Raw genomic sequence first — 26,070 nt, forward strand, 5'->3', positions numbered from 1 at the left:
GAGAGTTTTTCATGGTCAACAGTTGGCGTGTGCAACAAGCCGCACGAGAGATTCGCGCCGGGGCGGTGATTGCCTATCCAACCGAAGCCGTCTGGGGGCTGGGGTGCGATCCTTGGAATGAAGAAGCGGTGGATCGTCTGCTGGCGATCAAGAACCGTTCGGTGGACAAGGGGCTGATCCTGGTCGCCGACAACATTCGTCAGTTCGATTTTCTGTTCGAGGATTTCCCGCAGGACTGGATCGACCGCATGGCCAGCACCTGGCCGGGCCCGAACACCTGGCTGGTGCCGCACCAGAACCTGTTGCCGGAATGGGTGACCGGGGTGCATGACACCGTAGCGCTTCGGGTCAGCGATCATCCGCAGGTGCGGGATCTGTGCTCGCTGGTGGGGCCGTTGATTTCGACGTCGGCCAATCCGCAGGGGCGGCCGGCGGCGAAGAGTCGCTTGCGGGTCGAGCAGTATTTCCGTGGTCAGGTCGATCTGGTGCTCGGCGGAGCGCTTGGCGGTCGCAAGAACCCGAGCCTGATTCGGGATCTGGCCACCGGCAATATCGTGCGCCCGGCCTGATACCACCCTTGGTTGATTTCGTGAGTACTCCTCGGCTTTCACGGCGAGGGGTACTACGCGTGCCTGCGATTTTTCCTTCATTTAGCTGAAGTTATAGCCCCGCGTTTTGTTTGAATTTTTCCTTTCTATGTCAGATGAATCTTTAAGTATTCAATTGTTGTAATTTTTCCGACGTTATTCTCAGAAGCCACACAGTGGCGACTTTTCTAAAACCATTCATTATTTCAATGCGCTCAGAAAACTTCGAAAAGTTAACGGCTGCGGAGAAGAAATGGATATCAGGGATTCGCAATTAACGGATTATCTGCAGGAGATTCAGGCGACCTTTAAAAGGCGTCATGAAAACTATCGCATCGTTATTCTTGAAGCAGGATCAGACACACGAGAGTTTGAACGGTTTGTTTCCCGTCATTTTCGATTGCGATTGCAACACTACATGTTGACACCCAGAGCCAGGTCACTTGAAACACGCCTGGCGATTATTTCGCGCAGTACCCACTTTCTGTTGTATCAGCACGACAGGCCCACGGCCGTATTGAGAGTGACCCCTGCGCCGTTCGAATGGGCCTCACTGGCGCAGCAGCAACTGTCTCCCGCCACGACGCTGTCGCGCCATGTCGAGTTCAGTCGCTTGATCAGTCACTCGCAAACTCAGTTCCCCATGTCGATTCACGGCCTGCTGGCGGCTGCCACGGAATGGGCGGTCACACGGGGTTATGAGGGCGTTACCGCGCTGTGCCGATCACCGCAGCGGCGACTGTTCCAGCGCTTCGGCCTGACGCCCATCACCACCGACGCCCTGCGTATCGAACAACGCCAACGCGGCGATTACTGGCTGCTCTCGGCTCAATGGCAGCAAATCCTCACAGCACTTCAACAGTCCGCCCACCTGCTCGCCAACCCATTGGAGACCCCCGTCGATGAATACGCCTCTCAGTTTTGAACAACAATTAAGCCTGCTCGATGAGCGAATCGAAAAATCATGGGCCGATATTCTTGAAAGTTCGCGGCTGGTGAATGCCATCCGCGAAGGTAGCGTTTCAAAAGCCTTGTATGCGATCTACATGATCCAGACTTTTCACTACACGGCACACAACGCACGTAATCAAGGATTGGTCGGTGTTAGACATGCGGATAATCCGGTGTATGCCAAGTTCTGCTTTGAACATGCGGCACAGGAAGTCGGTCATGAAAAAATGGCTCTGCATGATGTCATGAGTCTAGGTTTGAAGAATGAAGTGTTTGATATTCCGCCTGCACTACCGGCCACTGATGTGCTGATCGCTTATTTATATTGGATCTCCTTTACCGGTAACCCGTTACAACGGCTTGGTTATAGTTATTGGGCAGAAAACGCCTATCAGTTCATCACTCCGCTCATTGATAGCCTGAGTGAAACGCTGGCGCTCAAACCCGCTCAACTGACTTTCTTCATTGCGCATTCCGACATTGATATCGAGCACTTCAACGAAATCAAATTGATGCTGCAGCGCACCTGCAAACGTCAGGAGGACTGGGATGCGATTAGCACTGTCATGGAAACCAGCCTGCGCCTGACCGGCAGCATGCTCGAGGCGGTTTATGAGCAGTTCGAGGCCTGGCAAAACGGGCTGGCGCCCCGCTATGACTTCCTCCATGCGCTGGACAACCAATGAAGGCCGCCCGCCCATGCTCAGATCAGACGGCTGGAGGCAGACATGGCTGATTATTTCGACCGGCTCAACTACACGCTCGGGGATGAGGACACCGCGCTTGAGTACGCGATCCTGCCCAGACGTGCCGGACACGTGCTGGGTATCGCCGGATGCGGCGGCCGGCTGTTGCCGTTATTGGCCGCCGCCCCGGCACGCATGACCTGTACCGATATCAGTGCGCCGCAACTGGCGTTCACCCGATTGCGTTTTGCCCTGCTGGAACAGACCGATCACGAGTCGTTCATGGCGTTCATGGGCTATCGAATGGAAAGTATGCGGGCGCGACGCCGCTCCATTTTCCAGCAACTGGTTTTACCGCCGACGGATCGTCGCTGGCTGTCGGCGTTCTTCCAGTCCCGACGTTGGGAAGCGCCGATTTACATGGGCGCATTCGAGCAGACCCTCAAGCGGTTGGCCAAGATCACCGGACTGTTTACCGGCAAGGCTGGGCGGGGCATTTTTCAGTTCAGCCAGCTCGAGGAGCAAACGGAGTATTACCGAAACCGATTTCCGCTCAAGCGCTGGAAAGCCGTGATCGCTTTGCTGGGAAACGCAGCAGTCCTCAATTCGCTGCTGTACAAAGGCGCGTTTCCACCTAACAACCTGGGGATCAGCTCCCGTGCGGCGTATCTGGAAATTTTCCATACGTTGTTCACCACTCAGGTGGTCCGCGAGAGCTTTTTCCTGCAAATGCTGTTTTTCGGTGAGCTGCGTTATCCACAAGGCTTTCCGCTGGAGTGCGATCCGCAGATCTTCCAGCGGGCTCGTGAGGGACTTCAGCAGTGCGAGTTACGCGTGGTGCAGGCCGACATCCTCGACTGTGTTGCCGAGGACACAGCCATCGATTTCGTATCGCTGTCGGACGTGCCTTCCTTTATGCCCGAAGCGGCCGGCAAGAACGTTTTGCAGCGCCTGGCACCGGCCCTGTCGGAAAACGCACAGGTGGTCATGCGGGGTCATTTGCATGTTGTGCGACCCGATTGCGCAGGCTTCTGCGATATCACCCAACAGTACCAGGCAGACATTGCGCGAGAAAAAACCCAGCTCTGGCATGTCCAGGTCTATCGCCGCACACCCTCTTTGCAGGTATCCCGATGAACACTTTTCAACCGACCGTCAATTGGGTCAAAAACCGTGTCCGGCAAGCGCGTGACGATCAGCAGCAGTTATTCGATGCCGGGCTCAATGGTCTGAAACTGGCTAAACGTGAAGGCAAAGAGATCGAACTCGAAAGCGGTGAGCGGCTGACCGAGTTTCTTTCCTGCTCCTATCTGGGGTTTGAGTGTGATCCTCGCTTGATTCAGGGGGCGATGCATTCCGTCGAGTCCTTCGGCGTGCAGTTCGCCGCCGCAAGAACTCGAGCGCTGTTGCCACCCATACGTGAGCTGGATGAACTGCTCAACCGGATATTTCAGGGGCATACGGTCACCTTCAACTCGGTGGGCAGTGCGCATCTTGGCTGTCTGCCGCTGCTCGGCTCCGGCGAAATGCCTTCGTATCCCATGCGTCGTGGACCGTGCTGGATTGTCGACCGCGCCGCTCACGCTTCGATGCAAGTGCTGCAAGGCATTCTCTGGCAATTCGGGCCGATACAGCGCCGCGATTGCAGCGATGTAGAGCAGGTGGAGGAAGCGTGCTCAACGGCGGTCGCGGCGGGTAATACGCCCATCATCCTGACCGACAGCATTGGCTCGATGCGCGGTGTTTACCCGATCAATCGGCTGCTGCAACTGGCGGAGCGTTTCGACGGTTATCTCTATGCGGATGACGCCCACGGTACGTCGATCCATGGCGTGGCCGGAGGTGGTTACGCGCTGGACGCGGCGGATGAACGACAGCGTGGCCGGCTGATCCTGCTGTCGTCGTTGTCCAAGGCCTTCGGCGCAACCGGTGGGGCGATTACTGTGCGCACCGAAGCCGATGCGGAGATGATTCGGCGCCATGCATCGACCTATACGTTTGGCGGACCATTGTCCGTTGGCGGGGTGGGCGCAGCAGTTGCTTCGGGAAAAATTCATTTGTCGCCGGAGCTGGGTCAATTGCAGGTCGCGCTGTGGCGAAACATCGCCACGATCGACCGTTTGCTGGGGCAAGTGCTGGGCAATCATCACGTCCCGTCCCCCATTCGTTTTGTCCGCGTCGGGGCCGAGAGAGATGCGATCAGCCTGGCGCAGCATTTGCGCCGGCAGGGCATGGCGGTCACTACCGCGCTGTTTCCGGTGGTGGCCAAGGGCGAGGCGATTTTGCGTCTGGCCATCAGCGCGAGCCACAGTCAGCACCAGTTGGAGTCTCTGGCGAACTCCGTCCGTAGCGGATTCGATGAGCTGGGCATTCGTCAGGGAGGGCGCGGCCATGAGCAATGAACTCGTCACGGATGTATCGGCCGAGGCCTTCGCGCGTAAATTGGCTCACGCGCGTTCACTGCCGTGGTTCCATGCGCTGTATCCGCGAATCCTTGAAGTACAGGGATTGGCCGATCTGCATCGATTGCCGGTTCTGGCGGTGGAAGACGAGTTCGGCGGCGGGCTGTTTTCCGCGCTCGGTGAAGCTTCACATCGAGCACCGGGTGGCGGGCTGACCCTGACCTCGGGAGGCAGCACCGGAAATCGCAAACAGATCACCCATTCCTGGGCGTTCAACGCTGCAATCGTGCCCTTGGGAGCACGGATGTTCGGGGTGACGGACGAACGACCTGAATCGGTCATCAACTGCCTGACGGCCGGGGAAATGCAGGGTGCTTTTCAATATGCGTCAGCCATCGTCCAGCACATTGGCGCACGCTTGTTGCCTGCCGGTTCACAGATGGGCGTGCAGCGCGTCGCCGAGCTGATTCAGACACACAAGGCCGATGCGTTGATATGCACTCCCTCCTTCGCCGCTGCTTTGTTCAATCATGAAACAGCTGGCGCTGTGCAATTGTGCAGCCTGAAGTGGCTCTACTACATTGGAGAACCTTGCAGTAAAACGCTGCGCGACCAATTGGCCCGGGACTGGCCGGCGCTGAAGATCCGCTCGTTGGGCTACAGCTCGACGGAGACCGGCCCCATCGGTTTTCAATGTGCCCATCTGGAGCACGGTCTTTATCACCTGCATGCCGACGCCATGCTGCTCGAAGTGGTTGATCCGCTGACCCTGCAAGCTTTGGCTGAAGAGCAAACCGGTGAGTTTCTGCTGACGCCACTGCTGCCCGATCACGTGCCGCTGTTGCGCTACCGGATCGGGGATCGTGGGCGAATCCTGCGCACAGTGACGAAGTGTGCCTGTGGCAGTCCCATGCCGGTGCTGGCGCTTGAGGGGCGGGTCGAGACATCGATCAAACTGGGTGGCGCGCTCATCACTCAGTCACAGGTATTGCACGTACTCCGGCAGCTTTTGCCGCAGTTGCAGGCCACCGATGTCCAGGTGCAGATTGATCGACGGCCCGAGGGAGCACGCATGCGTCTGGTCATCGCCGAGGACATACTGACAGCCGACACACAAAGCATTATCGAAGATGCGTTGCAGGTCGAAGGACAGGCCAGCGCATTGCTCAGGCTACCCGGTGTGTTGGGGCTGGAGGTGAAGCGTCTTGCCCGTCAGGAGTTCGAAACCACCCAAGCCGGCAAGACGCCGTTTTTTGTGACGCTGGAACAGACCCCGGCACCGTCATGACGATGGGCCGAGGTCATTGGTGGTCAGGGCAGCAGGACAGTGGAGCCCGTGGTTCGCCGCGCCGACAGCTCGGTCTGCGCTTTGGCCGCGTCAGCCAGCGGATAACGCTGGCTGATATCCACTTTCAGCTTGCCGCTGGTGATCATCCCGAACAGCTCGTCGGCCATGCGCTGCAGGTTTTCGGCGTTATTGGCGTAGGTCGCCAGGGTCGGCCGGGTGACGTACAGCGAACCCTTCGCCGCCAGAATCCCCAGGTTCACGCCGTCCACCGCGCCCGACGCGTTGCCGAAGCTCACCAGCAGGCCACGGGGCGCCACGCTGTCCAGCGACGCCGGCCAGGTGTCCTTGCCGACGCCGTCGTAGACCACCGGGACTTTTTTCCCGTCGGTCAATTCCAGCACCCGTTGGGCGACATTTTCGTGGCTGTAGTCGATGGTTTCCCAGGCGCCGTGGGCCTTGGCCAGATCGGCTTTGGCTTTCGAGCTGACGGTGCCGATCAGCTTCACGCCCAGGGCCTTGGCCCATTGGCAGGCGAGCAAACCGACGCCGCCGGCTGCTGCGTGGAACAGAATGGTTTCGCCACCCTTGAGTTCGTAGGTCTGGCGCAGCAGGTATTGCACAGTCAGGCCCTTGAGCATCACGCCGGCGGCGGTTTCAAAGCTGATGGCGTCCGGCAGGTGCACCAGATTCGCTTCCGGCAGGACGTGGACGTCGCTGTATGCACCCAGCGGACCGCTGCCATAAGCTACGCGGTCACCGACCTTGAACCGGGTGACCTCGCTGCCCACGGCCTCGACAATACCGGCGCCTTCCGCACCCACGCCCGACGGCAACGCCGGTGGCGCGTACAGGCCGCTGCGGTAGTAGGTGTCGATGAAGTTCAGGCCGATGGCCTTGTTGCTCACGCGAACCTGCTGCGGACCGGGTTCGGCGGGTTGATAGTCAACGTACTCGAGCACTTCGGGGCCGCCGTGGGCGCGGAACTGGATTCGCTTGGCCATCTGCCTACTCCTTGGGTCATTTGGGAAGGTCCCTATCGAACGCTCATGCTTGATCTTCGTCAACTGCGGCGTGCCGGTTTGCGATGGTATGCTACGCGCCCATTTGCGCGGGGCGCCGCGCAGTTCCGCCCGATCCAAGGTGAAGCCATGACGACCCGCACCGACGCCGTAAAGGCCTATCTGCTCGACCTGCAAGACCGCATCTGCGCCGCGCTGGAAACTGAAGACGGCGGCACGCGCTTCGTTGAAGACGCCTGGACCCGTCCGGCCGGCGGTGGCGGTCGGACCCGGGTGATCGAGAACGGCACGGTTATCGAAAAGGGCGGCGTCAACTTTTCCCACGTCTTCGGCAGTGGCCTGCCACCGTCTGCCAGTGCCCATCGGCCGGAGCTGGCCGGGCGTGGTTTCGAAGCCCTTGGCGTGTCGCTGGTGATCCACCCGCACAACCCGCATGTGCCGACGTCCCACGCCAACGTGCGCTTTTTCATCGCCGAGAAGGAAGGTGAAGAGCCGGTCTGGTGGTTCGGCGGTGGCTTCGACCTGACTCCGTACTACGGCAACGAAGAAGACTGCATCCACTGGCACCGCGTTGCCGAACAGGCCTGCGCGCCGTTCGGCCGGGATGTCTACCCGCGTTACAAGGCCTGGTGCGACACCTATTTCCACATCAAGCATCGCCACGAGCCGCGTGGCATTGGCGGCCTGTTCTTCGATGACCTGAACGAGTGGGACTTCGACACCAGTTTCGCCTTCATGCGCGCCATCGGCGATGCGTACATCGACGCTTACCTGCCGATCATGCAGCGCCGCAAGAACGACGCCTTCACCGCCAAGCAGCGTGAGTTCCAGGAATTCCGTCGCGGCCGCTATGTCGAGTTCAACCTGGTTTACGACCGTGGCACCCTGTTCGGCCTGCAATCGGGCGGGCGTACCGAGTCGATCCTGATGTCGCTGCCGCCGCAAGTGCGCTGGGCCTACGACTGGAAAGCCGAGCCGGGTAGCGAAGAAGCACGCCTGACCGAGTACTTCCTGCAAGACCGCGACTGGCTGGCCCAGGCCTGAGGACTTTTGATGGATCGTTACGTCGTTTTCGGTAACCCGATCGGCCACAGCAAGTCGCCGATGATTCACAAACTGTTCGCCGAACAGACCGGGCAAAGCCTCGACTACAGCACCCTGCTGGCGCCGCTCGAGGACTTTTCCGGCTGCGCCACGGCGTTCTTCCAGGAAGGTCGCGGCGCCAACGTGACCGTGCCATTCAAGGAAGATGCTTATCGCCTGGCCAACAGCCTGACCGCCCGCGCCGAACGCGCGGGTGCGGTGAATACTTTGAGTAAGCTCGACGACGGTAGCCTGCTCGGCGATAACACCGACGGCGCCGGGCTGGTGCGGGACCTGACGGTCAACGCCGGGGTCAGCCTCGCTGGCAAACGCATTCTGCTGCTCGGCGCCGGTGGCGCGGTGCGCGGTGCGCTGGAGCCGTTGCTGGCGGAAAAACCGGCCTCGGTGATCATCGCCAACCGAACGGTGGACAAGGCCGAGTTGCTGGCCGAACTGTTCTGTGATCTGGGGCCGGTGTCGGCCAGTGGTTACGACTGGTTGCGCGAGCCGGTGGACGTGATCATCAACGCCACCTCCGCCAGCCTCACCGGCGACGTGCCGCCGATTGCCCCAAGCCTGATCGAGCCGGGCAAGACCCTGTGCTACGACATGATGTACGGCAAGGAACCGACCGCATTCTGCCGCTGGGCCAGCGAGCACGGCGCGGGTGTGGTGATGGACGGCTTGGGCATGCTGGCCGAGCAGGCTGCCGAAGCCTTCTTCCTGTGGCGCGGCGTGCGTCCGGACACTGCGCCGGTTCTGGCGGAATTGCGTCGGCAGTTGGCGCTGTAAGGCGCCCTCAGTCCTCGAAGCGGATCGGGCATTTCTCCGGCCCTTCGAGTTTGCGCAACTCCTCCACTACCTGCGGTCGCGCCTGACGCAAGGTCAGGCTGCGATCCTGGCGCAGCAGGCGCCGGGCTTCTTGATGGAGCATTTCCACGCCTGAATAGTCGATGAAGTTGATCTGTTGTGCCTCGATCACCACCCGCGCGCCGTGCATCCGTTGCAGGCGCACTTGCAGGTAGTGGCTGGCGCCGAAAAAGATCGACCCGCCGACCCGCAACACATCGTCTTCGCCATCGCGCCAGTGCTGCACCCTCGGCTGCGAAGTGCGCTTGAGGTAGAAAAACAGCGAGGCCAGCACGCCAGCGTAGATTGCCGTCTGCAACTCCAGCAGCAACGTGGCAACGCAGGTCAGGCTCATCACCACAAATTCCGCCCGGCTGACCCGCAACAGCGCGCGAATGCCGCGATGATCCACCAGTCCCCAGGCGATCAACAGAATGCTGCCGGCCATGGCCGGAATCGGAATGTGTGCGATCAGCCCGGCACCGAAGATCGCGAACAAGGCCACCCACAACGCCGAAAACACCCCGGCCAGCGGCGAGCAGGCCCCGGCCTCATAACTCAGTCCGGAACGGGTGAACGAGCCGGCGGACAACGATCCCGAAAAGAACGCCCCGACAATGTTCGAAAGACCCTGCGCGCGGACTTCCTGGTTGGCGTCGAGCAGTTGTTGCGAGCGTGCAGAAATCGAACGGGCAATCGACAGACTGGTGACCAGCCCGAGCATGCCCACCGCCACGGCACTGGGCAGCAGACGCAGGATCAGGTCCATATCCAGCGGCAATCCACTGAACGGCGGCAAGCGCCCGACAAACGCGCTGACCAACTGAACGTGGCCGAACATCGCCGGCCACAGCCACACCACCAGACTGCCGAGGACCAAGGTCATCAACAGCGTCGGCCAGCGTGGCAGCCATTGTTTGAGCAATGCGCCGACTACCACCGTGGCCACACCGAGGACCAGCGACGGTTTATCCACAGCCCCGAGATGACGCAGCAGATCCATCAGACTGGCGAGCGCCGTGGCCTTGGCCGGCAGATCCAGTCCCAGCAGGTTCGGCAATTGACCAATGGCAATCACCACCGCCGCACCGAGGGTGAAACCCAGTACCACCGAATGCGAGACGAAATTCACCAGCGCACCGAAGCGCAACAGGCCAAGCAGCCACTGGAAAATCCCGGCAAGGAACGTCAGCAGCAGGATCAGGGTGATGTAGTCCTGCGACGCAGGCACGGCCAGCGGACTGACACTGGCGAACAGCACAATCGAAATCGCTGCCGTCGGCCCGCAGATCAGATGCCACGACGAGCCCCACAGGCAAGCGATCAACACCGGAACGATGGCGGCGTAGAGGCCGTATTCCGGTGGGAGACCGGCGATCAGCGCGTAGGCAATCGACTGGGGCAACGCGAGAATCGCCCCGCTGAGGCCGACGACCAGGTCCCGCCCGACGCTGGCGCGGGTCTGCCGGGGCAGCCAGGTCAGGAAGGGGAAAAGTGAGCGACGGCTGGGGAGGGCCATGGATCCTCTCGGGTGAAATTTTGCGCATTGTACGCAGCCCGGGACGCGGAGCGTCCATTGCGGCATTCCCACGCAGAGCGTGGGAACGATCGGCCCGCGCAGTTACAGTTTGGCTTTAACCGCCGCCAACGCATCTTTGCCGTCCACCGTCTTCACACCATCAAGCCACTTGTCCAGCACCGCCGGATTCGCCTTGATCCAGGCCTTCACCGCCTCCGCATTGCTGACCTTCTTGTTCACCACCTCGGCCATGATGCTGTTCTCCATCTCCTGAGTGAACGAGAGATTGGTCAGCAATTTACCCACATTCGGACAGGCCTCTGCGTAGCCCTTGCGGGTCAGGGTGTAGACGCTACCCGTGTCGCCAAAGTACTTCTCGCCGCCCTTGAGGTAATGCATTTTCAGCTGCACGTTCATCGGGTGCGGAGTCCAGCCGAGGAAGGTGACGAACTTCTGTTTCTTCACCGCCCGCGAGACTTCGGCCAGCATCGCCTGTTCGCTGGACTCGATCAGCTTCCATTGGCCCAGGTCGAAGTCGTTTTTCTTGATGATCTCTTGCAGTGAGATGTTCGCTGGCGCGCCGGAGCCGATGCCGTAAATCTTCTTTTCGAATTTATCGGCGTACTTATTCAGGTCGGCAAAGTTATGCACACCCGCGTCCCACACGTAATCCGGTACGGCCAGGGTGAATTCGGTGCCGTCGAGGTTCTTCGCCAGTTGCGTGACGTCACCAGTGGCGACGAACTTGTCGTAGAAGCCCTGCTGCGCCGGCATCCAGTTGCCGAGGAACACGTCGACCTGCCCGTCCTTCAAGCCGCCGAAGGTGATCGGCACCGCGAGCGTGTCGACCTTGGCCTTGTAGCCCATGCCATCCAGCAGAAACCCGGTGATGGCGTTGGTCGCGGCGATGTCGCTCCAGCCGGGATCGGCCATTTTCACCGTGTCGCAGCTCTCGGCGAACGCGGATGCGCTGCCCAGTGCCAGCAGACTGACCGTCACGACTGTGGATAACTTGACCATGGACTTCCCCTTAACGTTATTGGTTTTGGCAGGGTTGTGGATAACGGGCCTTGCGCTCCAGGTCATCGAGGTCGATGTGGTTGCGCATGTACTGCTGACTGGCGTCCACCAGCGGCTGGTGATCCCAGCTCTTCAGCTTGCCGATCGTCAGCGCCTCGGCAACGAAGCGCCGGCGGCGCTGGCTTTCGAGGACTTCACGGTGGATTGCCGGTATGTCCCATTTGGCACGTGCTTCGGCGAGAAAATCGTCGAACAGCTGGCGATGTTGCGGTGATTGGCTGAGTTCTTCCTGCTCGCGTGGATCGTTATCCACATCGAAGAGTAGGCAAGGGTCGCTTTCGCTGTAGATAAATTTGAAGGCGCCACGGCGGATCATCATCAGCGGACTGACGGTGCCCTCGGCCATGTATTCGCCGAACACCTCGTCGTGACCGCCCTGCCCTTGCAGATGCGGCACCAGCGAACGGCCGTCCAGCGGCAGGTTCGGCTCCAGGTTGCCCCCGGCCAGTTCGACGAAGGTCGGCAACAAGTCGGCGGTGGAGACGGCAGAGCTGACACGGCCCGATTTGAACTGACCGGGTGCACTTATCAACAGGGGCACTCGCGCGGCCATTTCGTACCAGTGCATTTTGTACCAGAGGCCCTTCTCGCCGAGCATGTCGCCATGGTCACCGGAGAACACGATGACGGTGTCGTCCGTCAGCCCACAATCTTCGAGGGTTTGCAGGAGTTTGCCGACGTTGGCATCGATATAGCTGCACGCGCCGAAGTACGCGCGGCGTGCGTCGAGGATTTTATCCACAGGCAGCGGCTTGTCCCACAGGTCGTAGACCTTGAGCAAACGCTGGGAGTGCGGATCGAGTGAATGCTGATCCGGCGTCGTCGGAAGCGGGATATCCGCATCGTCGTACAAATCCCAGAACGCCTTGGGAATCGTGTACGGGTCGTGAGGGTGAGTCATCGACACGGTCAGGCAGAACGGCTGGTTGCCGTCCTCGCGAATATGGTCGAACAGGTATTGCTGAGCCTTGAACACCACTTCTTCGTCGAAGTCGAGCTGGTTGGTGCGCACACACGGCCCGGCCTGCAACACCGAAGACATGTTGTGATACCAGCTCGGCCGCACGTCGGGTTCGTCCCAGTTCACCGCCCAGCCGTAGTCGGCCGGATAGATGTCGCTGGTCAGGCGCTCTTCGTAACCGTGCAGTTGATCGGGGCCGCAGAAATGCATCTTGCCCGACAGCGCGGTGCGATAACCGAGGCGGCGCAGGTAATGGGCGTAAGTTGGAATGTCGGCGGGGAAATCAGCGGCGTTGTCGTAGGCGCCAATTTTGCTCGGCAACTGGCCGCTGACCAGGGTGAAACGCGAGGGTGCGCACAGCGGGCTGTTGCAGTAGGCGGCATCGAACACCACGCCTTGTTCGGCGAGGCGGCTGAGGTTCGGTAGTTTGATCGGCGACGGGCCGTAGAACGGCAACATTGGCGCGGCCATTTGATCGGCCATGATGAAAAGAATGTTCTTGCGCTTCATGTGATCGCGGCATTCCATAGTGAATATTTATGCGACATTGCTGCGATCGAGCATGGATTCCACGCAATATCCGGTAAAGCCCGCGCCGGACAATGACTAGGATAAGCACAGCTTATGTATGAAGCCCTCGGTGATTTGTCGCTCGACCTGCTGCGCGCCTTCGAGGCGGCGGCCCGTCATCGCAGCTTTACCGCTGCGGCGGTTGAGCTCGGCACGACGCAACCGGCGATCAGTCAGCAGATCAAACGGCTGGAAGAGCAACTCGGCACGCGGCTGTTCGACCGCATCTACCGAGGCATCGAACTGACCGAGGTCGGCTCGATCCTGTTCGAGCAGGTTACCCTCGGTTTGCAGAATATCGACGCAGGATTGAGCGCGATCAGCACTCAGCAGCAACATGAAGTGCTGCAGGTTGCCACTGATTTCGCCTTCGCCGCGTATTGGCTGATGCCGCGTCTGCACCGCTTTCATGAAGCTTATCCACAGGTGGACGTGAGCCTGGTCACCAGCGAGCGCAATCACAACATGCTGCGCCCGGATATCGACGTTGCCGTGCTGTTCGGCGACGGTCGCTTTAAACAGGGCGAAAGTCATTGGTTGTTCAGCGAAGAGGTGTTTCCGGTGTGCAGTCCGCAATTGCTAAAGGATCGCCCCCTGCCCCTGCCCTTGCCTGCCCAAGCATTGATGGAGTTTCCGCTGCTGCACCTGCGCGGGGAAAACAGCAGCAACTGGTTCGACTGGAGCGGTCTGTTCCGCGAGTTGAACATCAGCACGCCGCCCGCCCCGGGCCAGTTGCGCTTCGACAATTACACATTGCTGATTCAAGCGGCGATTGGCGGTCAGGGTGTGGCCATTGGCTGGCGGCACCTTGTGGATAACTTGCTCACCCAGGGTCTGCTGTGCCGGCCGATTGCCGAAACCACCCTGTCGTGCCTCGGTTATTACGTGGTGCTGCCGCAGCGCAAACGCCGGGGCGCGTTGATCCAGACGTTCGTGGATTGGCTGATGGCCGAACAGGCGAGCAGCGCCGAATCCCTGGCCGGGCTGCCGTTGCCTTCGATTGCTGTGTAATGGATCAAGAGGCGGCGACAAAATCCACGTGCTGACGCAGATGCAGATTCAGCCGCAGCTCGTCGGCAATCCCCACCGCCACCCGGTTCAGGCGTTCCAGCGGTTCGGCCAGACCCGGTTCAAGCGTGCGGCCGACCTGACTGAAATGCTCGATTGTCAGCCCGGCGACGCTGCGCGGTGCATTCACCAGCGTCCAGTGCAACGGGCTGCTTTGCAGGGCTTCGCGCACTTCCTCGGCGGCGTGGCGTTGCAGCGGGTCGGCGTTTTCCGGATCGTCCAGTGCTTCGAATTCGCCGATGACAAACAGCCGCGAGACGTTCGCCGCTTGCAATCCATCGATCAACGCATCCACCACCAGCACCTGTTCCACTGGCCCCAGCACCACGGATTTTTCGACATGATCACTACTCAGCGGCAAGCCCGGCGCATTCAGCAGGCAGATCACCGCCGTGCTGCCGGCCACGCTCTGATTGACCCGCTCGGCATCGAGCAGATCGCCGCTTTTGGTACGCAGCCCCGGCCGTGGCGCGAGCGCCGTCAGATCGTCGAGGATCGCGATGACTTCGTGCTGGCGACGCAGCAGTTCAGCCATCAACGCACTGCCCAGGCTACTCATGGCACCATAGAGCACCACTTTCACCGCCGGGGTTTCGGCATTTTTCATGGCTGAGGTCCCTTTTGTTTTCCCTTGTATGGCGTGTGACATACGGGCAACGCCGAGGGTTCGAACCGATTCAGAGGGTTTGCGATGCAGACGATCAAGGGTTATCACGCCCACGTTTATTACGACGCCAGCACGATCGAACAGGCGCGGGCGCTGTGTGAGCAGGCCGTGCAATTATTCCCATTGAAGATGGGCCGCGTGCATGAACGTCCGGTCGGCCCGCACCCGGACTGGAGCTGCCAGCTGGCCTTCGACCCGGAGCTCATCGGCGAGGTGTTGCCGTGGCTGGCGCTCAATCGCAAAGGTTTGGTGGTGTTCCTGCACCCGGACACCGGCGATGACTTTCTCGATCACACCGAACACGCAATCTGGATGGGCGCGATGCGGCCGCTGGACCTGTCTATTTTTTAATCAGATGGTTTCTTCGGGCTCGCCCGGCAAATGCTCGTCCAGGTGCAGCCAAGGTAACTGGCTGTCGGTCCAGATATGCCGCTCGGCGGCGGCCTGCTCCGGGTGATCCAGTGTGGCAATCGTCAGATCGAGGCTCTCGGGACTGAGCAACGTCACCAGCGCCAGTTGTGCGCCGCAGTTCGGACAGAAGAACCGGGCACAACTGGTCGACGAGTCATAACGCGAAGGCGTCCCGGCCAGCCACTGGAAGTTCGCCGCCGGCAGCGTGATCCAGGTGGTGACGATACCACCGCTGACCTTTCGGCAAATCGAACAATGACAGTGGGCGATGTCGTGCAACGCTCCGCTGAACTGATAGCGGATATGTCCGCAGTGACAGCCACCGCCGTGCAACTCAGTCATCGCCCTGCCCTCCGCTTCCCGTGTTCATTGACTCTAGCCCGCATCCGACGGCCGGTTGGCCGTTCGCCCAAAGCTTTCTTGCGCGAAAGGTAGCTGAAAGGTTCCCCGATTAGGATCGCCCCCACTGCCGGCAACAGACCGGTTGGCCAACGCGTGTGATTGCTCGCACGACAGGCCCAATTAACAACAACAATGGTGATTCTGATGTCCTCTGTAACCCGCCTCCTCCCACGCCTTTTTTCTGACACTCCGCTCGTACGCCTCGTGCTTCCCGTTCTGCGCTGATCCACCCGATCCGCTCACTTACCTAGCCGCGCTACGCCTGGAGTATTCCCATGCTGACTTTCCTTGGCTTCGCCATGGTCATCACGTTCATGTTCCTGATCATGACCAAGCGCCTGTCTGCGCTGATCGCTCTGATCATCATCCCGATCCTGTTCGCCCTGTTCGGTGGTTTCGCCCCGAAGATCGGCCCGATGATGCTCGAAGGTATTACCAAGCTTGCGCCGACCGGCGTGATGCTGATGTTCGCGATTCTGTATTTCGCCCTGATGATCGACTCCGGCCTGTTCGACCCGGCCGTGCGCAAGATTCTCAAACTGGTCAAGGGCGACCCGCTGAAAGTTTCGGTCGGCACCGCCGTACTGGCGCTCGTCGTTTCCCTCGATGGTGACGGCGCGACCACTTACATGATCTGCGTGGCCGCCATGCTGCCGCTGTACAGTCGCATCGGTATGAGCCCGCGAATCATGGCCGGTCTGATCATCCTCGCCGGCGGCGTGATGAACATGACCCCATGGGGTGGCCCGACCGCCCGTGCGGCGAGTGCGCTGCATGTGGACCCGTCGGACATCTTCGTACCGATGATCCCGGCGATGGCTGCCGGTGTGGTGGCGATCCTGATCATTGCCTACTTCTACGGCAAACGTGAGCGTGCGCGTCTGGGTGAGCTGCACCTGATCGGCGACGAAATCGATCACAGCGAAATCAGCGTTTCGCAATTCCCGGATGCCCGCCGTCCGAAACTGATCTGGTTCAACGGCCTGCTGACCCTGGCCCTGATGTGCACCCTGATCGCCGGCCTGCTGCCGCTGCCGGTGCTGTTCATGGTGGCGTTCAGTATTGCCATGATCGTCAACTACCCTTGCCTGCAAATGCAGAAGGATCGTGTCGCCGCCCACGCCGGCAGCGTGCTGTCGGTGGTCAGTCTGATCTTCGCGGCGGGCATTTTCACCGGTATCCTGTCGGGCACCGGCATGGTTGATGCCATGTCGAAAAGCCTGCTGGCAGTGATCCCTGATTTCCTCGGCCCGTACCTGGCGGTGATCACGGCGCTGGTGAGCATGCCGTTCACGTTCTTCATGTCGAACGACGCGTTCTACTACGGTGTGTTGCCGGTGTTGTCCGAAGCGGCCAGCCATTACGGCATCACCGCTGTGGAAATGGCCCGAGCCTCGATCGTCGGTCAGCCGGTTCACCTGCTGAGCCCACTGGTGCCGTCGACGTACCTGCTGGTGGCACTGGCGGGGATCGAGTTCGGCGATCACCAGCGTTTCACCCTGAAGTGGGCAGTGCTGGTCTGCCTGTGCATACTGGTCGCAGCCTTGCTGTTGGGGACTTTCCCGCTGTTCAGCACGTTGTAACGGCACCAAACTCACCAGGACGCCAGCTGATTGCTGGCGTCCTGGTTTAACACTCGCTCAAAGGAATACACATGGAATGGCTGACCAACCCTGAGATCTGGGTTGCCTTCTTCACCCTGACCGCCCTGGAAATCGTTCTGGGCATCGATAACATCATCATGATTTCGATCCTGGTCAGCCGCATGCCCAAACACATGCAGCAGCGTACCCGGATCTTCGGTCTTGGCCTGGCCATGATCACGCGGATCCTGTTGCTGCTGTCGATCACCTGGGTCATGCGCCTCACCGCCGACCTGTTCGAAGTGTTCGGCCAGGGCATTTCCGGCCGCGACCTGATCCTGTTCTTCGGTGGCCTGTTCCTGCTGTGGAAAAGCTCCCAGGAGATGTACCACGCACTGGAAGGTGAAGACGAAAGCGACGAGACGCCTGGCGGCAAGGGCGGCAATTTCCTCTACACCATCATCCAGATCGCGATCATCGACATCGTGTTCTCGCTGGACTCGGTGATCACCGCCGTCGGCATGGTGTCCCACGTTCCGGTCATGGTCGCGGCGATCATCGTGGCCGTGCTGGTGATGATGCTGGCTTCGGGCAAGATCAGCGAGTTCATCGACAAGCACCCGTCGCTGAAAATGCTCGCGCTGTCGTTCCTGCTGGTGGTCGGCACCGTGCTGATTGCCGAGTCGTTCGACGTGCACGTACCGAAAGGCTACGTCTACTTCGCCATGGCGTTCTCGCTGGCGGTCGAAGCGATCAACATCAAGATGCGCACCGCCATCGCGAAAAAACGCAAACAGCAGGATCCGGTGAAACTGCGCAAGGATATTCCGGGTCAGTAACCCGAACGCTGCGCAACAGATCAAAGGGCCTTCGGGCCCTTTTTTCATGGCTGCATGAACCTGTTTTCATGACACTTTTGTTTCAATCCCCGCTTTAGCTGTGCAATGCTGGCGCCCAGACCGTTAGCCAACTACAGCTTAAGTATCAGAACGTAGAAATTGCGCGGTACCGTCAACTTGCCCCTCTGGGGCGCTGCTATTACAGGGGGTCTGCATGCTCACCCTGCTCAATTTGCTTTCTGCCGTGGCCCTGCTGATCTGGGGCACGCACATCGTCCGAACCGGCATCCTGCGGGTGTACGGCACCAATCTGCGCCACGTCATCGGCCAGAACATGTCCAAACGCTGGCTGGCCTTTGTCGCCGGCATCCTCGTGACCGCGATGGTGCAGAGCAGCAACGCGACTGCCATGCTCGTGACGTCCTTTGTCGGTCAGGGCCTGATGGCGTTGACCCCGGCCCTGGCGACCATGCTTGGCGCCGACGTCGGTACGGCGCTGATGGCGCGGGTGCTGACGTTCGACCTGTCGTGGCTGTCGCCGCTGCTGATTTTCCTCGGGGTGATTTTCTTTCTGTCGCGCAAACAGACCCGGCTCGGGCAGATGGGCCGCGTGTCCATCGGGCTGGGGCTGATCATTCTGGCGCTGGAACTGATCGTCGAGGCCGCTGCGCCGATCACCCATGCCCAAGGGGTGAAGGTGATTTTCGCCTCGTTGACCGGCGATATCCTGCTCGACGCCTTGGTCGGCGCGCTGTTCGCGATGATTTCCTACTCCAGCCTGGCGGCCGTGCTGCTGACCGCCACCCTCGCCGGCGCTGCGGTGATCAGCCTGCCGGTGGCGATCGGGTTGGTGATCGGCGCCAACATCGGCAGCGGCGTGCTGGCGTTCATGAGCACCAGCATGCAGAACGCCGCCGGCCGGCAGGTGGCGCTGGGCAGCCTGCTGTACAAACTGATCGGGCTGCTGCTGATCATTCCGGTACTCGACCCACTGGTGCACTGGATCGACAGCCTGGATTTCAGCCCGCAGGAAATGGTCATCGGCTTCCACCTGCTCTACAACACCGCGCGTTGCCTGATCCTGCTGCCGAGCGTCGGGCCGATGGCACGGCTGTGCGCCTGGCTGCTGCCGGAGCGTCCGGAGGTCAACGGCACCGCAAAGCCGCGTCACCTCGACGCCACCGCGCTGGTCACGCCGAGTCTGGCGCTGGCCAACGCCGCTCGGGAAACCCTGCGCATGGGCGACCTGATCGACAACATGCTCGACGCGACCCTCGACGTGCTGCGCGGCAAGCAGACCGCCATCACTCAGGAAATGCGCAAGCTGACCGATGACGTCGAAGCGCTGTACAGCGCGATCAAGCTGTACCTGGCGCAGATGCCCCGCGAAGATCTCGGCGAGCAGGACAGTCGGCGCTGGGCGGAAATCATCGAGCTGGCGATCAACCTCAAACTCGCCAGCGACCTGATCGAACGCATGTTGCGCAAAGTGCAGCAGCAGAAGACTTCGCAACGTCGGTCGTTCTCCGAAGATGGACTGGAGGAGCTGGCCGGCCTGCAACAGCAATTGATCGCCAACCTGCGGCTGGGGCTGTCGGTGTTCCTCAGCGGCGACAAGGAAAGCGCCCGCCAGTTGCTGCGTGAGAAACGTCGCTTTCGCGCACAGGAACGGCGTCTGGCCCACGCCCATGTCAGCCGGTTGCAACGTAAGATCGTGCAGAGTATCGAGACCAGTTCGTTGCACCTGGAGTTGATTGCCGACATGAAACGCCTGAACTCACTGTTCTGCAGCAGCGCCTATGTGGTGCTGGAAACTTCCGATACCGGCGCGCTGGCGGCGGACGATATGGCGGACATCACGCATTCGCCTTGAACGTCTGGGGTTGTGGTCAGTCAGTAACTCAGAGTTCAGTCTCCAGGGCGCCTTCGCGAGCAAGCTCGCTCCCACATTTGAAATGCATTCCTTTGTGGGAGCGAGCTTGCTCGCGAAAGCGATCTGACTGACGACACGGATCTCCAATTCAGCCGTATGGAAGCTCGTTATGCGTTGCCTGTTGTTCGCCTGTCTGTTGCTCGGTTCCCTGCCCGCCTTCGCTCTGGATCGTTTTCAGGTCGAAGGCTATGCGCTGCCCAACGGTTTGCAATTGTTGCTCAAGCCCGGCACTGAGCGTGGGCACGTGGCGATCCGCTTGGTGATCGGCGTCGGTCTCGACGATTTCGACTGCAATGAAAAAGAGCTGCCGCACCTGCTCGAACACTTGCTGTTCAGCGGCATCGACGCCACCGGCGAAGGTGGTCTCGAAGAACGCATGCAGTCCCTCGGTGGTGACTGGAACGCCTTCACCAGCAACGCCGACACCACCTTCGTCATCGAAGCCCCGGCGAAAAACCAGCGCAAGGTCCTCGACCTGCTGCTGGACCTGCTGACTCAGACCCGCTTCGACGACAACGCGATCAACGCTGCCAAGCGAGTGGTCGAGCGTGAGGACGGCGGTCATTACACCCGGCTGCAACGCTTTCTCGACCGGCAGGACCTGGGCCACACCGCGAGCAATCAGCTGGCGGTCGAACTGGGCCTCAAATGCCCGCAGCGGGCCGAAGTCGATGGCCTGACCCGCGAACAGCTGGAGAAGGTGCGCAAGGCCTGGTACGCGCCGAACAACATGACCCTGATTGTCGTTGGCGACCTCGACAAACTGCTGCCGGCCTATCTGGAAAGGGCATGGGGCGCGCTGGAAGCGGTCGACCCGAGCGAACACCGTCCGTTGCCGGACATCCGCTCCAGCGCCGCTCACGAACGCACGATCACTCGCGGTTTCATCGGCAACAGCGCCAAGCTGCACTGGCTGGTGCCGGAGCCGGTGCTGGACGACCAGTACGACGAAACCTTCGACCTGCTCAAGGAATACCTGGAGTGGGCGCTGTACCGCCAACTGCGCCTGAACCACGGTTTGTCCTACGGGCCTTGGGCCGAGCGCGAAGTGTTCGGCGGCGTCGGTTTCATGAGCCTCAACGCCGACCTGGATCGCGGTGACATCGCCGAAGCCGAACAAGTGCTGGAAGACCTCAAAGCCGACCTGCTGAAAAACGGCCTCGACGCCGACACTTTCAATCGCTTGAAACAAGCCGCCATCGCTCATCAGGCCTGGGCCGTGCAAGGCACCAGCGCCATGGCCGACTATTACTGGAGCGCCCTGGGGGACTACGAGGATGGCCGTTTTGCCGATCCTGCGCGGGAGCTGCAAGGCGTGACGCTGGAGGCGGCGAACAAGGCCATGCGCGAGTTGCTGCTGCAACCGGGCTATCTGCGGATCGAGAAACCGCTGCTCAGCGACGATCAGGTGTTGTGGCTGCTGGCGGGCGGATTGGGCGTGGTGGTGCTGATGCTGCTCGGCTGGCGTCTGCATCGGCGCAAATCCGTGCATCCAGACTGACCGGCAGCCTCGCCACACGGCCCGGCGGGCGGTACTCTGTCGGGGTTTTTTCCTCGACTGTCGTGAATCGCCCAAATGTCTAAATTGACCCTCCTGATCCAGCGCATTCTCGAACTGATGAAGCGCTACCCCGGGGTCATTGCGCTCGGCGGTTTCATCTCCGGGGTCGGCAGCTTCATTCTGGTCGACCGGCAACAGGGGCTGGCGAGCTGGATCACCACGATCATGCTGCTGAGCTGGATCTGGCTGATGCTGGAAAACAGCCTGACCAAGCTGTTCACGCGGATTTTCAAACGGGAAATCCCCCAGCCGCTGCTGCGTTACGCGACGCAGATGATCCACCAGGAAAGCCTGTTTTTCGTCCTGCCGTTCTTCTTCATCACCACCACTTGGAACAGCGGTCAGCTGTTTTTTACCGGGCTGTTGTGCATCGCGGCGCTGATCTCGATTGTCGATCCGCTCTATTACAAGTGGCTGGCGCCGCGGCGCTGGGCGTTCCTTGCGCTGCACACCCTGACTTTGTTCGCCGCTCTGCTCACGGCGCTGCCGGTGATCATGCACCTGACCACCTCGCAAAGCTTCAAATGGGCGCTGGGGATTGCAGTGGTGTTGTCGTTCCCGAGCCTGGCGTCGATCTTCCCGATCCGCACCGTGCGCAATGCCTTGGCGATCCTGTGTATCACGGTCGGCATCGGCGGCGTGGGCTGGGTTCTGCGTTCGTGGGTGCCGCCGGCAACGCTGTGGATGACCGACGTGGCGATCAGCACTCAGGTGCAGGATCGGGTTCCGGGCGCCAGCCTCAAGGAAGTCAGCGCCGAGCAGATCCGTGGCGGCGGGCTCTATGCCTACACCGCGATCAACGCGCCGCGCGGGCTCGATGAGCGGATTTATCACGTCTGGCAGTTCAACGGCAAAGAGGTCGACCGCATTGCCCTCGACATCCACGGCGGGCGCAAGGAAGGCTACCGGGCCTGGACCCACAAGCAGAACTTCCCCGGCAACCCGGCAGGCAAATGGCAGGTGCGGGTGTTGACCGAAGACGGTCAGGTGATTGGTGTGCTGCGCTTCGAGGTCACGGACAGCACACCGACCAAAGAAAAGTAACCGTGTTCGTGCTATTACGTATGCCAGCGTATTTAGCCGAACAAGCACGGAGCTTATGACCAGCAGCCCAATGACCGGCAGTGCCCGCCTGGACACCTCGATCACCCCTGCCCGCCTGCGGGTGACCGGGGACTGGACGCTTGCCCACTACGCCGACCTCAAGCAACTGAGCGAAACGCTCCAAGGCCAGTACGACGCCAACACCCCCATCGATCTCAACGGCCTCGGCGCCCTCGACACCGCCGGTGCGTCGCTGCTGGTGGAACTGCTCGGCTCCGAGCGGTTGGGCAAGTCCGCCGAACACCCCGACTGCACGATTTCCAGCGCCGACCGCGCCTTGCTGCAAACCGTGTATCGCTCGCTGACCGATTTCTGCGTGCCGATCAAGGAACCGGAAATCAGCGTCAGCGTGCAATTGCTGACCCGCATCGGCCGGGCCGTCGACACGGTCTGGCAGGACACCCTGCAATTGCTCGGCTTCGTCGGCCTGATCCTCGAAACCATCGCCCGCAGCCTGTTCCGACCCAAGCGCTGGCGGATCACGCCAATGATCGCGCACATCGAGCAAACCGGCCTCGACGCCGCGCCCATCGTCGCGTTGCTGACTTTTCTGGTGGGCGCGGTGGTGGCGTTCCTCGGGGCGACGGTGCTGGCCAGTTTCGGTGCCAGCGTATTCACCGTGGATCTGGTGGGCTTCGCCTTCCTGCGCGAGTTCGGCGTGTTGCTCACGGCGATCCTGATGGCCGGCCGCACCGCCAGTGCCTTTACCGCGCAAATTGGCTCGATGAAGGCCAACGAGGAAATCGACGCGATTCGCACCCTCGGCCTCGACCCCATGGAATTGCTGGTGGTGCCTCGGGTGCTGGCGTTGCTGGTGGCGCTGCCGATGCTGACCTTCCTCGCGATGATCTGCGGGATCATCGGTGGCGCGGTGGTGTGTGCGGTGTCGCTGGATATCTCGCCGGCGATGTTCCTGTCGCTGCTGCAAAGCGACATAGGGATTCAACATTTCCTGGTGGGCCTGGTCAAAGCCCCGATCTTTGCGTTCCTGATCGCCGCTATCGGTTGTCTTGAAGGCTTCAAGGTCAGCGGCAGCGCCGAATCCGTTGGCGCCCACACCACCTCAAGCGTGGTGCAATCGATTTTCGTGGTGATCGTGCTCGACGCGGTCGCTGCGCTGTTTTTCATGGAGATGGGCTGGTGAGTCGTCTACCCCGCGCGCCCTCCGAGGCGGTGATCGAAGTCCGTGGCCTGTGCAATCGCTTCGGCAGTCAGAGCGTGCACGAGAACCTCGACCTCGACTTGTACAAAGGCGAGATCCTGGCCGTGGTCGGCGGCTCCGGCAGCGGCAAGTCGGTGTTGCTGCGCAGCATCGTCGGCTTGCGCCGGCCCAGCGAAGGCATGGTCAAGGTGTTCGGCCAGAACCTGCCGAGCCTGGCGGAGCATGAGCGTTCGCTGATCGAGCGGCGCTTCGGTGTGCTGTTCCAGAAGGGCGCGCTGTTCTCGTCGCTGACCGTCACCGAGAACGTCGCCCTGCCCCTCATCGAACACGCCGGGCTCAGCCGCGACGACGCCGAACATCTGGCGGCAGTGAAGCTGGCGCTGGCCGGGCTGCCGCTGTCGGCGGCGGACAAGTACCCGGCCTCACTGTCCGGTGGGATGATCAAGCGCGCGGCGCTGGCCCGGGCGCTGGCGCTGGATCCGGACATCCTGTTTCTCGACGAACCCACCGCCGGCCTCGATCCGATTGGCGCGGCGCAGTTCGACCAATTGATCCTGACCCTGCGCGACGCGCTGGGCCTGAGCGTGTTTCTGGTGACTCACGACCTCGACACGCTCTACACCATCACTGACCGCGTCGCGGTACTGGCGCAGAAGAAAGTGCTGGTGGCCGGTCCCATCGACGTGGTCTCGGAAACCGACGACGCGTGGATTCACGAATATTTCCACGGCCCTCGCGGCCGCTCGGCGCTGGACGCCGCCACACAGCTCAACGAGGTCTGACATGGAAACCCGAGCCCATCATGTATTGATCGGCCTGTTCACGGTGATTGTGGTGGCAGGCGCCCTGCTCTTCGGCCTGTGGCTGGCCAAGTCCAGCGTCGACACCGAGTTCAAGGATTATGAAGTCGTCTTCAACGAAGCGGTCAGCGGCCTGTCCCGGGGCAGCCCGGTGCAGTACAGCGGAATCAAGGTCGGCGACGTGGTCAGCTTGCGCCTCGACCCGCAGGACCCGCGTCGGGTGCTGGCGCGGATTCGTCTGGCGGGTGACACGCCGGTCAAGGAAGACACCCAGGCCAAACTGGCCCTGGCCGGGATCACCGGCACCTCGATCATCCAGCTCAGCGGTGGCACGCCAGAGAGCCCGAAACTCAAGGGCCATGACGGAAATCTGCCGACCATCGTCGCCTCGCCCTCGCCCATCTCGCGGCTGCTCAATGACAGCAACGACCTGATGAGCGGAGTCAGCACGCTGCTGAGCAACGCCAATCAGATGTTCTCCGCCGACAACATCGAGCGCGTGAGCAAAACCCTCCAGCATCTGGAGCAGACCACCGGCTCGATCAACGATCAGCGCGGCGACCTGCGTCAGGCCATGCAGCAACTGGCGACGGTCGGCAAACAGGCCGGCAACATGCTCGAACAGACGTCGGCGCTGATGCGCAACGCCAACGGCTTGCTCAACGATCAGGGCAAACAGGCCCTGGGCAGTGCTGAGCAGGCGATGAAATCCCTGGAGCAAAGCAGCGCCACCATTAACGGCCTGTTGAGCAAGAACCAGAACTCCCTCGACAGCGGCATGCAGGGCCTCAACGGTCTGGCCCCGGCGATCCGCGAACTGCGTGAAACCCTGAACTCGCTGCGCGCCATTTCCCAACGCCTGGAGGCCAACCCCAGCGGTTACCTGCTGGGCAGTGACAAGAACAAGGAGTTCACGCCATGAAGCTGACTCGCCTCGCCCTCCTCGCCGGCTTCACGCTCGTCAGCGCGTGCTCGATCCTGCCCAAGTCCGAACCGCTGGACGTCTATCGCTTGCCGGCGGCACAGGCGCCCGCCTCGGCCGGTTCGGCGACGGCTCAGCACTGGTCGCTACGGTTGAACAAATTGCAGGCCAGCGAAGCGCTCAACCGGCCGGGCATCGCGGTGATTCCCCAGGGTGACGTGATCAGCACTTATAAGGCCTCGCGCTGGAGCGATCCGGCGCCGGTGCTGGTGCGCAATCGGCTGCTGGATGGCTTCCAGCGCGATGGCCGGGTATCGCTGTTGAGTACCGACGACAGCAACTTCCAGGCGGATCTGGAATTGGGCGGCAGCTTGCAGGCATTTCAGACCGAGTATCAGGGCACGCAGGCCAGCGTGGTGGTGCGGGTCGATGCGTTGCTGGTGCGTGGCTATGACCAGCGGATTCTCGCCAGTCGCCGCTTCGAAGAGCGTCAGCCGCTCAATGATGTGAAGGTTCCGGCGGTGGTGGCCGGATTCGGTCAGGCCAGTGATCGGCTCACCGCGAAGGTGGTGGCGTGGGCGGTGGAGCAAGGGCAGAAAGTCGCCCCACCTGCCCGGCCTTGA

25 protein-coding genes are annotated in these 26,070 nt (G+C 61.1%); 19 read left to right on the forward strand and 6 right to left on the reverse strand.

The window, feature by feature from the left end; translation table 11 throughout:
- The first annotated feature begins 11 nt into the window (after positions 1 to 11).
- The 6 genes from tsaC (at position 12) to AC0R79_RS01180 (ending at position 5,914) form a co-directional block, all read left to right on the forward strand.
- The gene (gene tsaC, locus AC0R79_RS01155) at positions 12 to 569 is read left to right on the forward strand and encodes an L-threonylcarbamoyladenylate synthase type 1 TsaC (protein ID WP_007954101.1); all 558 of its coding nucleotides are present in this window, start codon (positions 12 to 14) and stop codon (positions 567 to 569) included.
- Between the two features lie 271 nt (positions 570 to 840).
- Entirely contained in the window at positions 841 to 1,512 is a 672-nt protein-coding gene (locus AC0R79_RS01160) for a GNAT family N-acetyltransferase (protein ID WP_127796477.1), read from the forward strand.
- Complete coding sequence (locus AC0R79_RS01165) at positions 1,490 to 2,224, forward strand: iron-containing redox enzyme family protein (protein WP_474732838.1); 735 nt, start codon at positions 1,490 to 1,492, stop codon at positions 2,222 to 2,224. The genes AC0R79_RS01160 and AC0R79_RS01165 overlap by 23 nt, the downstream gene beginning before the upstream one ends.
- A 42-nt stretch (positions 2,225 to 2,266) precedes the next feature.
- Positions 2,267 to 3,361: a DUF3419 family protein gene (locus AC0R79_RS01170; protein WP_474732839.1), complete on the forward strand. Its 1,095-nt coding sequence runs from the start codon at positions 2,267 to 2,269 to the stop codon at positions 3,359 to 3,361.
- Positions 3,358 to 4,626 (forward strand): aminotransferase class I/II-fold pyridoxal phosphate-dependent enzyme, encoded by a 1,269-nt coding sequence (locus AC0R79_RS01175; protein WP_474732841.1) that lies wholly within the window; start codon positions 3,358 to 3,360, stop codon positions 4,624 to 4,626. The genes AC0R79_RS01170 and AC0R79_RS01175 overlap by 4 nt, the downstream gene beginning before the upstream one ends.
- Positions 4,616 to 5,914: a phenylacetate--CoA ligase family protein gene (locus AC0R79_RS01180; protein WP_474732842.1), complete on the forward strand. Its 1,299-nt coding sequence runs from the start codon at positions 4,616 to 4,618 to the stop codon at positions 5,912 to 5,914. The genes AC0R79_RS01175 and AC0R79_RS01180 overlap by 11 nt, the downstream gene beginning before the upstream one ends.
- A gap of 23 nt (positions 5,915 to 5,937) precedes the next feature.
- Here AC0R79_RS01180 and AC0R79_RS01185 read toward each other — a convergent pair whose 3' ends face one another.
- Positions 5,938 to 6,915, reverse strand: a complete 978-nt coding sequence (locus AC0R79_RS01185) for an NADPH:quinone reductase (protein WP_011331749.1) — start codon at positions 6,913 to 6,915, stop codon at positions 5,938 to 5,940.
- Between the two features lie 147 nt (positions 6,916 to 7,062).
- On the opposite strand from AC0R79_RS01185, the gene hemF reads away from it, so the two are divergent.
- Positions 7,063 to 7,977 (forward strand): oxygen-dependent coproporphyrinogen oxidase, encoded by a 915-nt coding sequence (gene hemF / locus AC0R79_RS01190; RefSeq protein WP_474732844.1) that lies wholly within the window; start codon positions 7,063 to 7,065, stop codon positions 7,975 to 7,977.
- Positions 7,978 to 7,986: 9 nt separating this feature from the next.
- Positions 7,987 to 8,808 carry a shikimate dehydrogenase gene (gene aroE, locus AC0R79_RS01195; protein WP_474732846.1) on the forward strand — a complete coding sequence of 274 codons (822 nt, stop codon included), beginning with the start codon at positions 7,987 to 7,989 and terminating at the stop codon, positions 8,806 to 8,808.
- Positions 8,809 to 8,815: 7 nt separating this feature from the next.
- Here the strand turns inward: aroE and AC0R79_RS01200 are convergent, their stop codons facing one another.
- The 3 genes from AC0R79_RS01200 to betC all read right to left on the reverse strand — a co-directional run bounded on the left by AC0R79_RS01200 (position 8,816) and on the right by betC (position 12,935).
- Positions 8,816 to 10,384 carry a SulP family inorganic anion transporter gene (locus tag AC0R79_RS01200; RefSeq protein WP_192562967.1) on the reverse strand — a complete coding sequence of 523 codons (1,569 nt, stop codon included), beginning with the start codon at positions 10,382 to 10,384 and terminating at the stop codon, positions 8,816 to 8,818.
- A 102-nt stretch (positions 10,385 to 10,486) separates the two neighbouring features.
- A complete protein-coding gene (choX, locus tag AC0R79_RS01205) occupies positions 10,487 to 11,404 on the reverse strand; it encodes a choline ABC transporter substrate-binding protein (RefSeq protein WP_102688222.1) in 918 nt (305 codons plus the stop codon).
- 16 nt (positions 11,405 to 11,420) lie between these two features.
- Positions 11,421 to 12,935, reverse strand: coding sequence for a choline-sulfatase (betC, locus tag AC0R79_RS01210; protein WP_474732848.1), 1,515 nt, complete (start codon positions 12,933 to 12,935; stop codon positions 11,421 to 11,423).
- 114 nt (positions 12,936 to 13,049) lie between these two features.
- On the opposite strand from betC, the gene AC0R79_RS01215 reads away from it, so the two are divergent.
- Positions 13,050 to 14,006 carry a choline sulfate utilization transcriptional regulator gene (locus tag AC0R79_RS01215; RefSeq protein ID WP_474732850.1) on the forward strand — a complete coding sequence of 319 codons (957 nt, stop codon included), beginning with the start codon at positions 13,050 to 13,052 and terminating at the stop codon, positions 14,004 to 14,006.
- 4 nt (positions 14,007 to 14,010) lie between these two features.
- On the opposite strand, the gene AC0R79_RS01220 is transcribed toward AC0R79_RS01215, so the two are convergent.
- Positions 14,011 to 14,670: an NAD(P)-dependent oxidoreductase gene (locus tag AC0R79_RS01220; RefSeq protein WP_474732851.1), complete on the reverse strand. Its 660-nt coding sequence runs from the start codon at positions 14,668 to 14,670 to the stop codon at positions 14,011 to 14,013.
- Between the two features lie 84 nt (positions 14,671 to 14,754).
- Between AC0R79_RS01220 and AC0R79_RS01225 the strand changes: the two genes are divergently transcribed.
- Positions 14,755 to 15,081 carry a DOPA 4,5-dioxygenase family protein gene (locus tag AC0R79_RS01225; protein ID WP_474732853.1) on the forward strand — a complete coding sequence of 109 codons (327 nt, stop codon included), beginning with the start codon at positions 14,755 to 14,757 and terminating at the stop codon, positions 15,079 to 15,081.
- Here AC0R79_RS01225 and AC0R79_RS01230 read toward each other — a convergent pair whose 3' ends face one another.
- Positions 15,082 to 15,483: a GFA family protein gene (locus tag AC0R79_RS01230; protein WP_474732855.1), complete on the reverse strand. Its 402-nt coding sequence runs from the start codon at positions 15,481 to 15,483 to the stop codon at positions 15,082 to 15,084.
- A 335-nt stretch (positions 15,484 to 15,818) separates the two neighbouring features.
- Here AC0R79_RS01230 and AC0R79_RS01235 point away from each other — a divergent pair, with 335 nt between their 5' ends.
- From AC0R79_RS01235 to AC0R79_RS01275, 9 genes are all read left to right on the forward strand, one after another.
- Positions 15,819 to 17,126, forward strand: a complete 1,308-nt coding sequence (locus AC0R79_RS01235; protein ID WP_007954069.1) for a CitMHS family transporter — start codon at positions 15,819 to 15,821, stop codon at positions 17,124 to 17,126.
- A 71-nt stretch (positions 17,127 to 17,197) separates the two neighbouring features.
- A complete protein-coding gene (locus AC0R79_RS01240) occupies positions 17,198 to 17,965 on the forward strand; it encodes a TerC family protein (protein WP_007954068.1) in 768 nt (255 codons plus the stop codon).
- 214 nt (positions 17,966 to 18,179) lie between these two features.
- The gene (locus AC0R79_RS01245) at positions 18,180 to 19,838 is read left to right on the forward strand and encodes a Na/Pi cotransporter family protein (protein ID WP_474732858.1); all 1,659 of its coding nucleotides are present in this window, start codon (positions 18,180 to 18,182) and stop codon (positions 19,836 to 19,838) included.
- 169 nt (positions 19,839 to 20,007) lie between these two features.
- On the forward strand, positions 20,008 to 21,399 hold the full coding sequence (locus tag AC0R79_RS01250) for a M16 family metallopeptidase (protein ID WP_474732859.1): 1,392 nt from the start codon (positions 20,008 to 20,010) through the stop codon (positions 21,397 to 21,399).
- A 75-nt stretch (positions 21,400 to 21,474) separates the two neighbouring features.
- Positions 21,475 to 22,503 carry a DUF5924 family protein gene (locus AC0R79_RS01255; RefSeq protein ID WP_039764894.1) on the forward strand — a complete coding sequence of 343 codons (1,029 nt, stop codon included), beginning with the start codon at positions 21,475 to 21,477 and terminating at the stop codon, positions 22,501 to 22,503.
- A gap of 55 nt (positions 22,504 to 22,558) precedes the next feature.
- On the forward strand, positions 22,559 to 23,707 hold the full coding sequence (locus tag AC0R79_RS01260; protein ID WP_474732861.1) for an ABC transporter permease: 1,149 nt from the start codon (positions 22,559 to 22,561) through the stop codon (positions 23,705 to 23,707).
- Positions 23,704 to 24,507 (forward strand): ABC transporter ATP-binding protein, encoded by an 804-nt coding sequence (locus tag AC0R79_RS01265; protein WP_474732863.1) that lies wholly within the window; start codon positions 23,704 to 23,706, stop codon positions 24,505 to 24,507. The genes AC0R79_RS01260 and AC0R79_RS01265 overlap by 4 nt, the downstream gene beginning before the upstream one ends.
- Before the next feature lies 1 nt (position 24,508).
- Complete coding sequence (locus tag AC0R79_RS01270; protein WP_474732865.1) at positions 24,509 to 25,447, forward strand: MlaD family protein; 939 nt, start codon at positions 24,509 to 24,511, stop codon at positions 25,445 to 25,447.
- The gene (locus AC0R79_RS01275; protein WP_127796496.1) at positions 25,444 to 26,070 is read left to right on the forward strand and encodes an ABC-type transport auxiliary lipoprotein family protein; all 627 of its coding nucleotides are present in this window, start codon (positions 25,444 to 25,446) and stop codon (positions 26,068 to 26,070) included. The genes AC0R79_RS01270 and AC0R79_RS01275 overlap by 4 nt, the downstream gene beginning before the upstream one ends.

This window comes from Pseudomonas sp. HD57-3 (assembly GCF_056113135.1).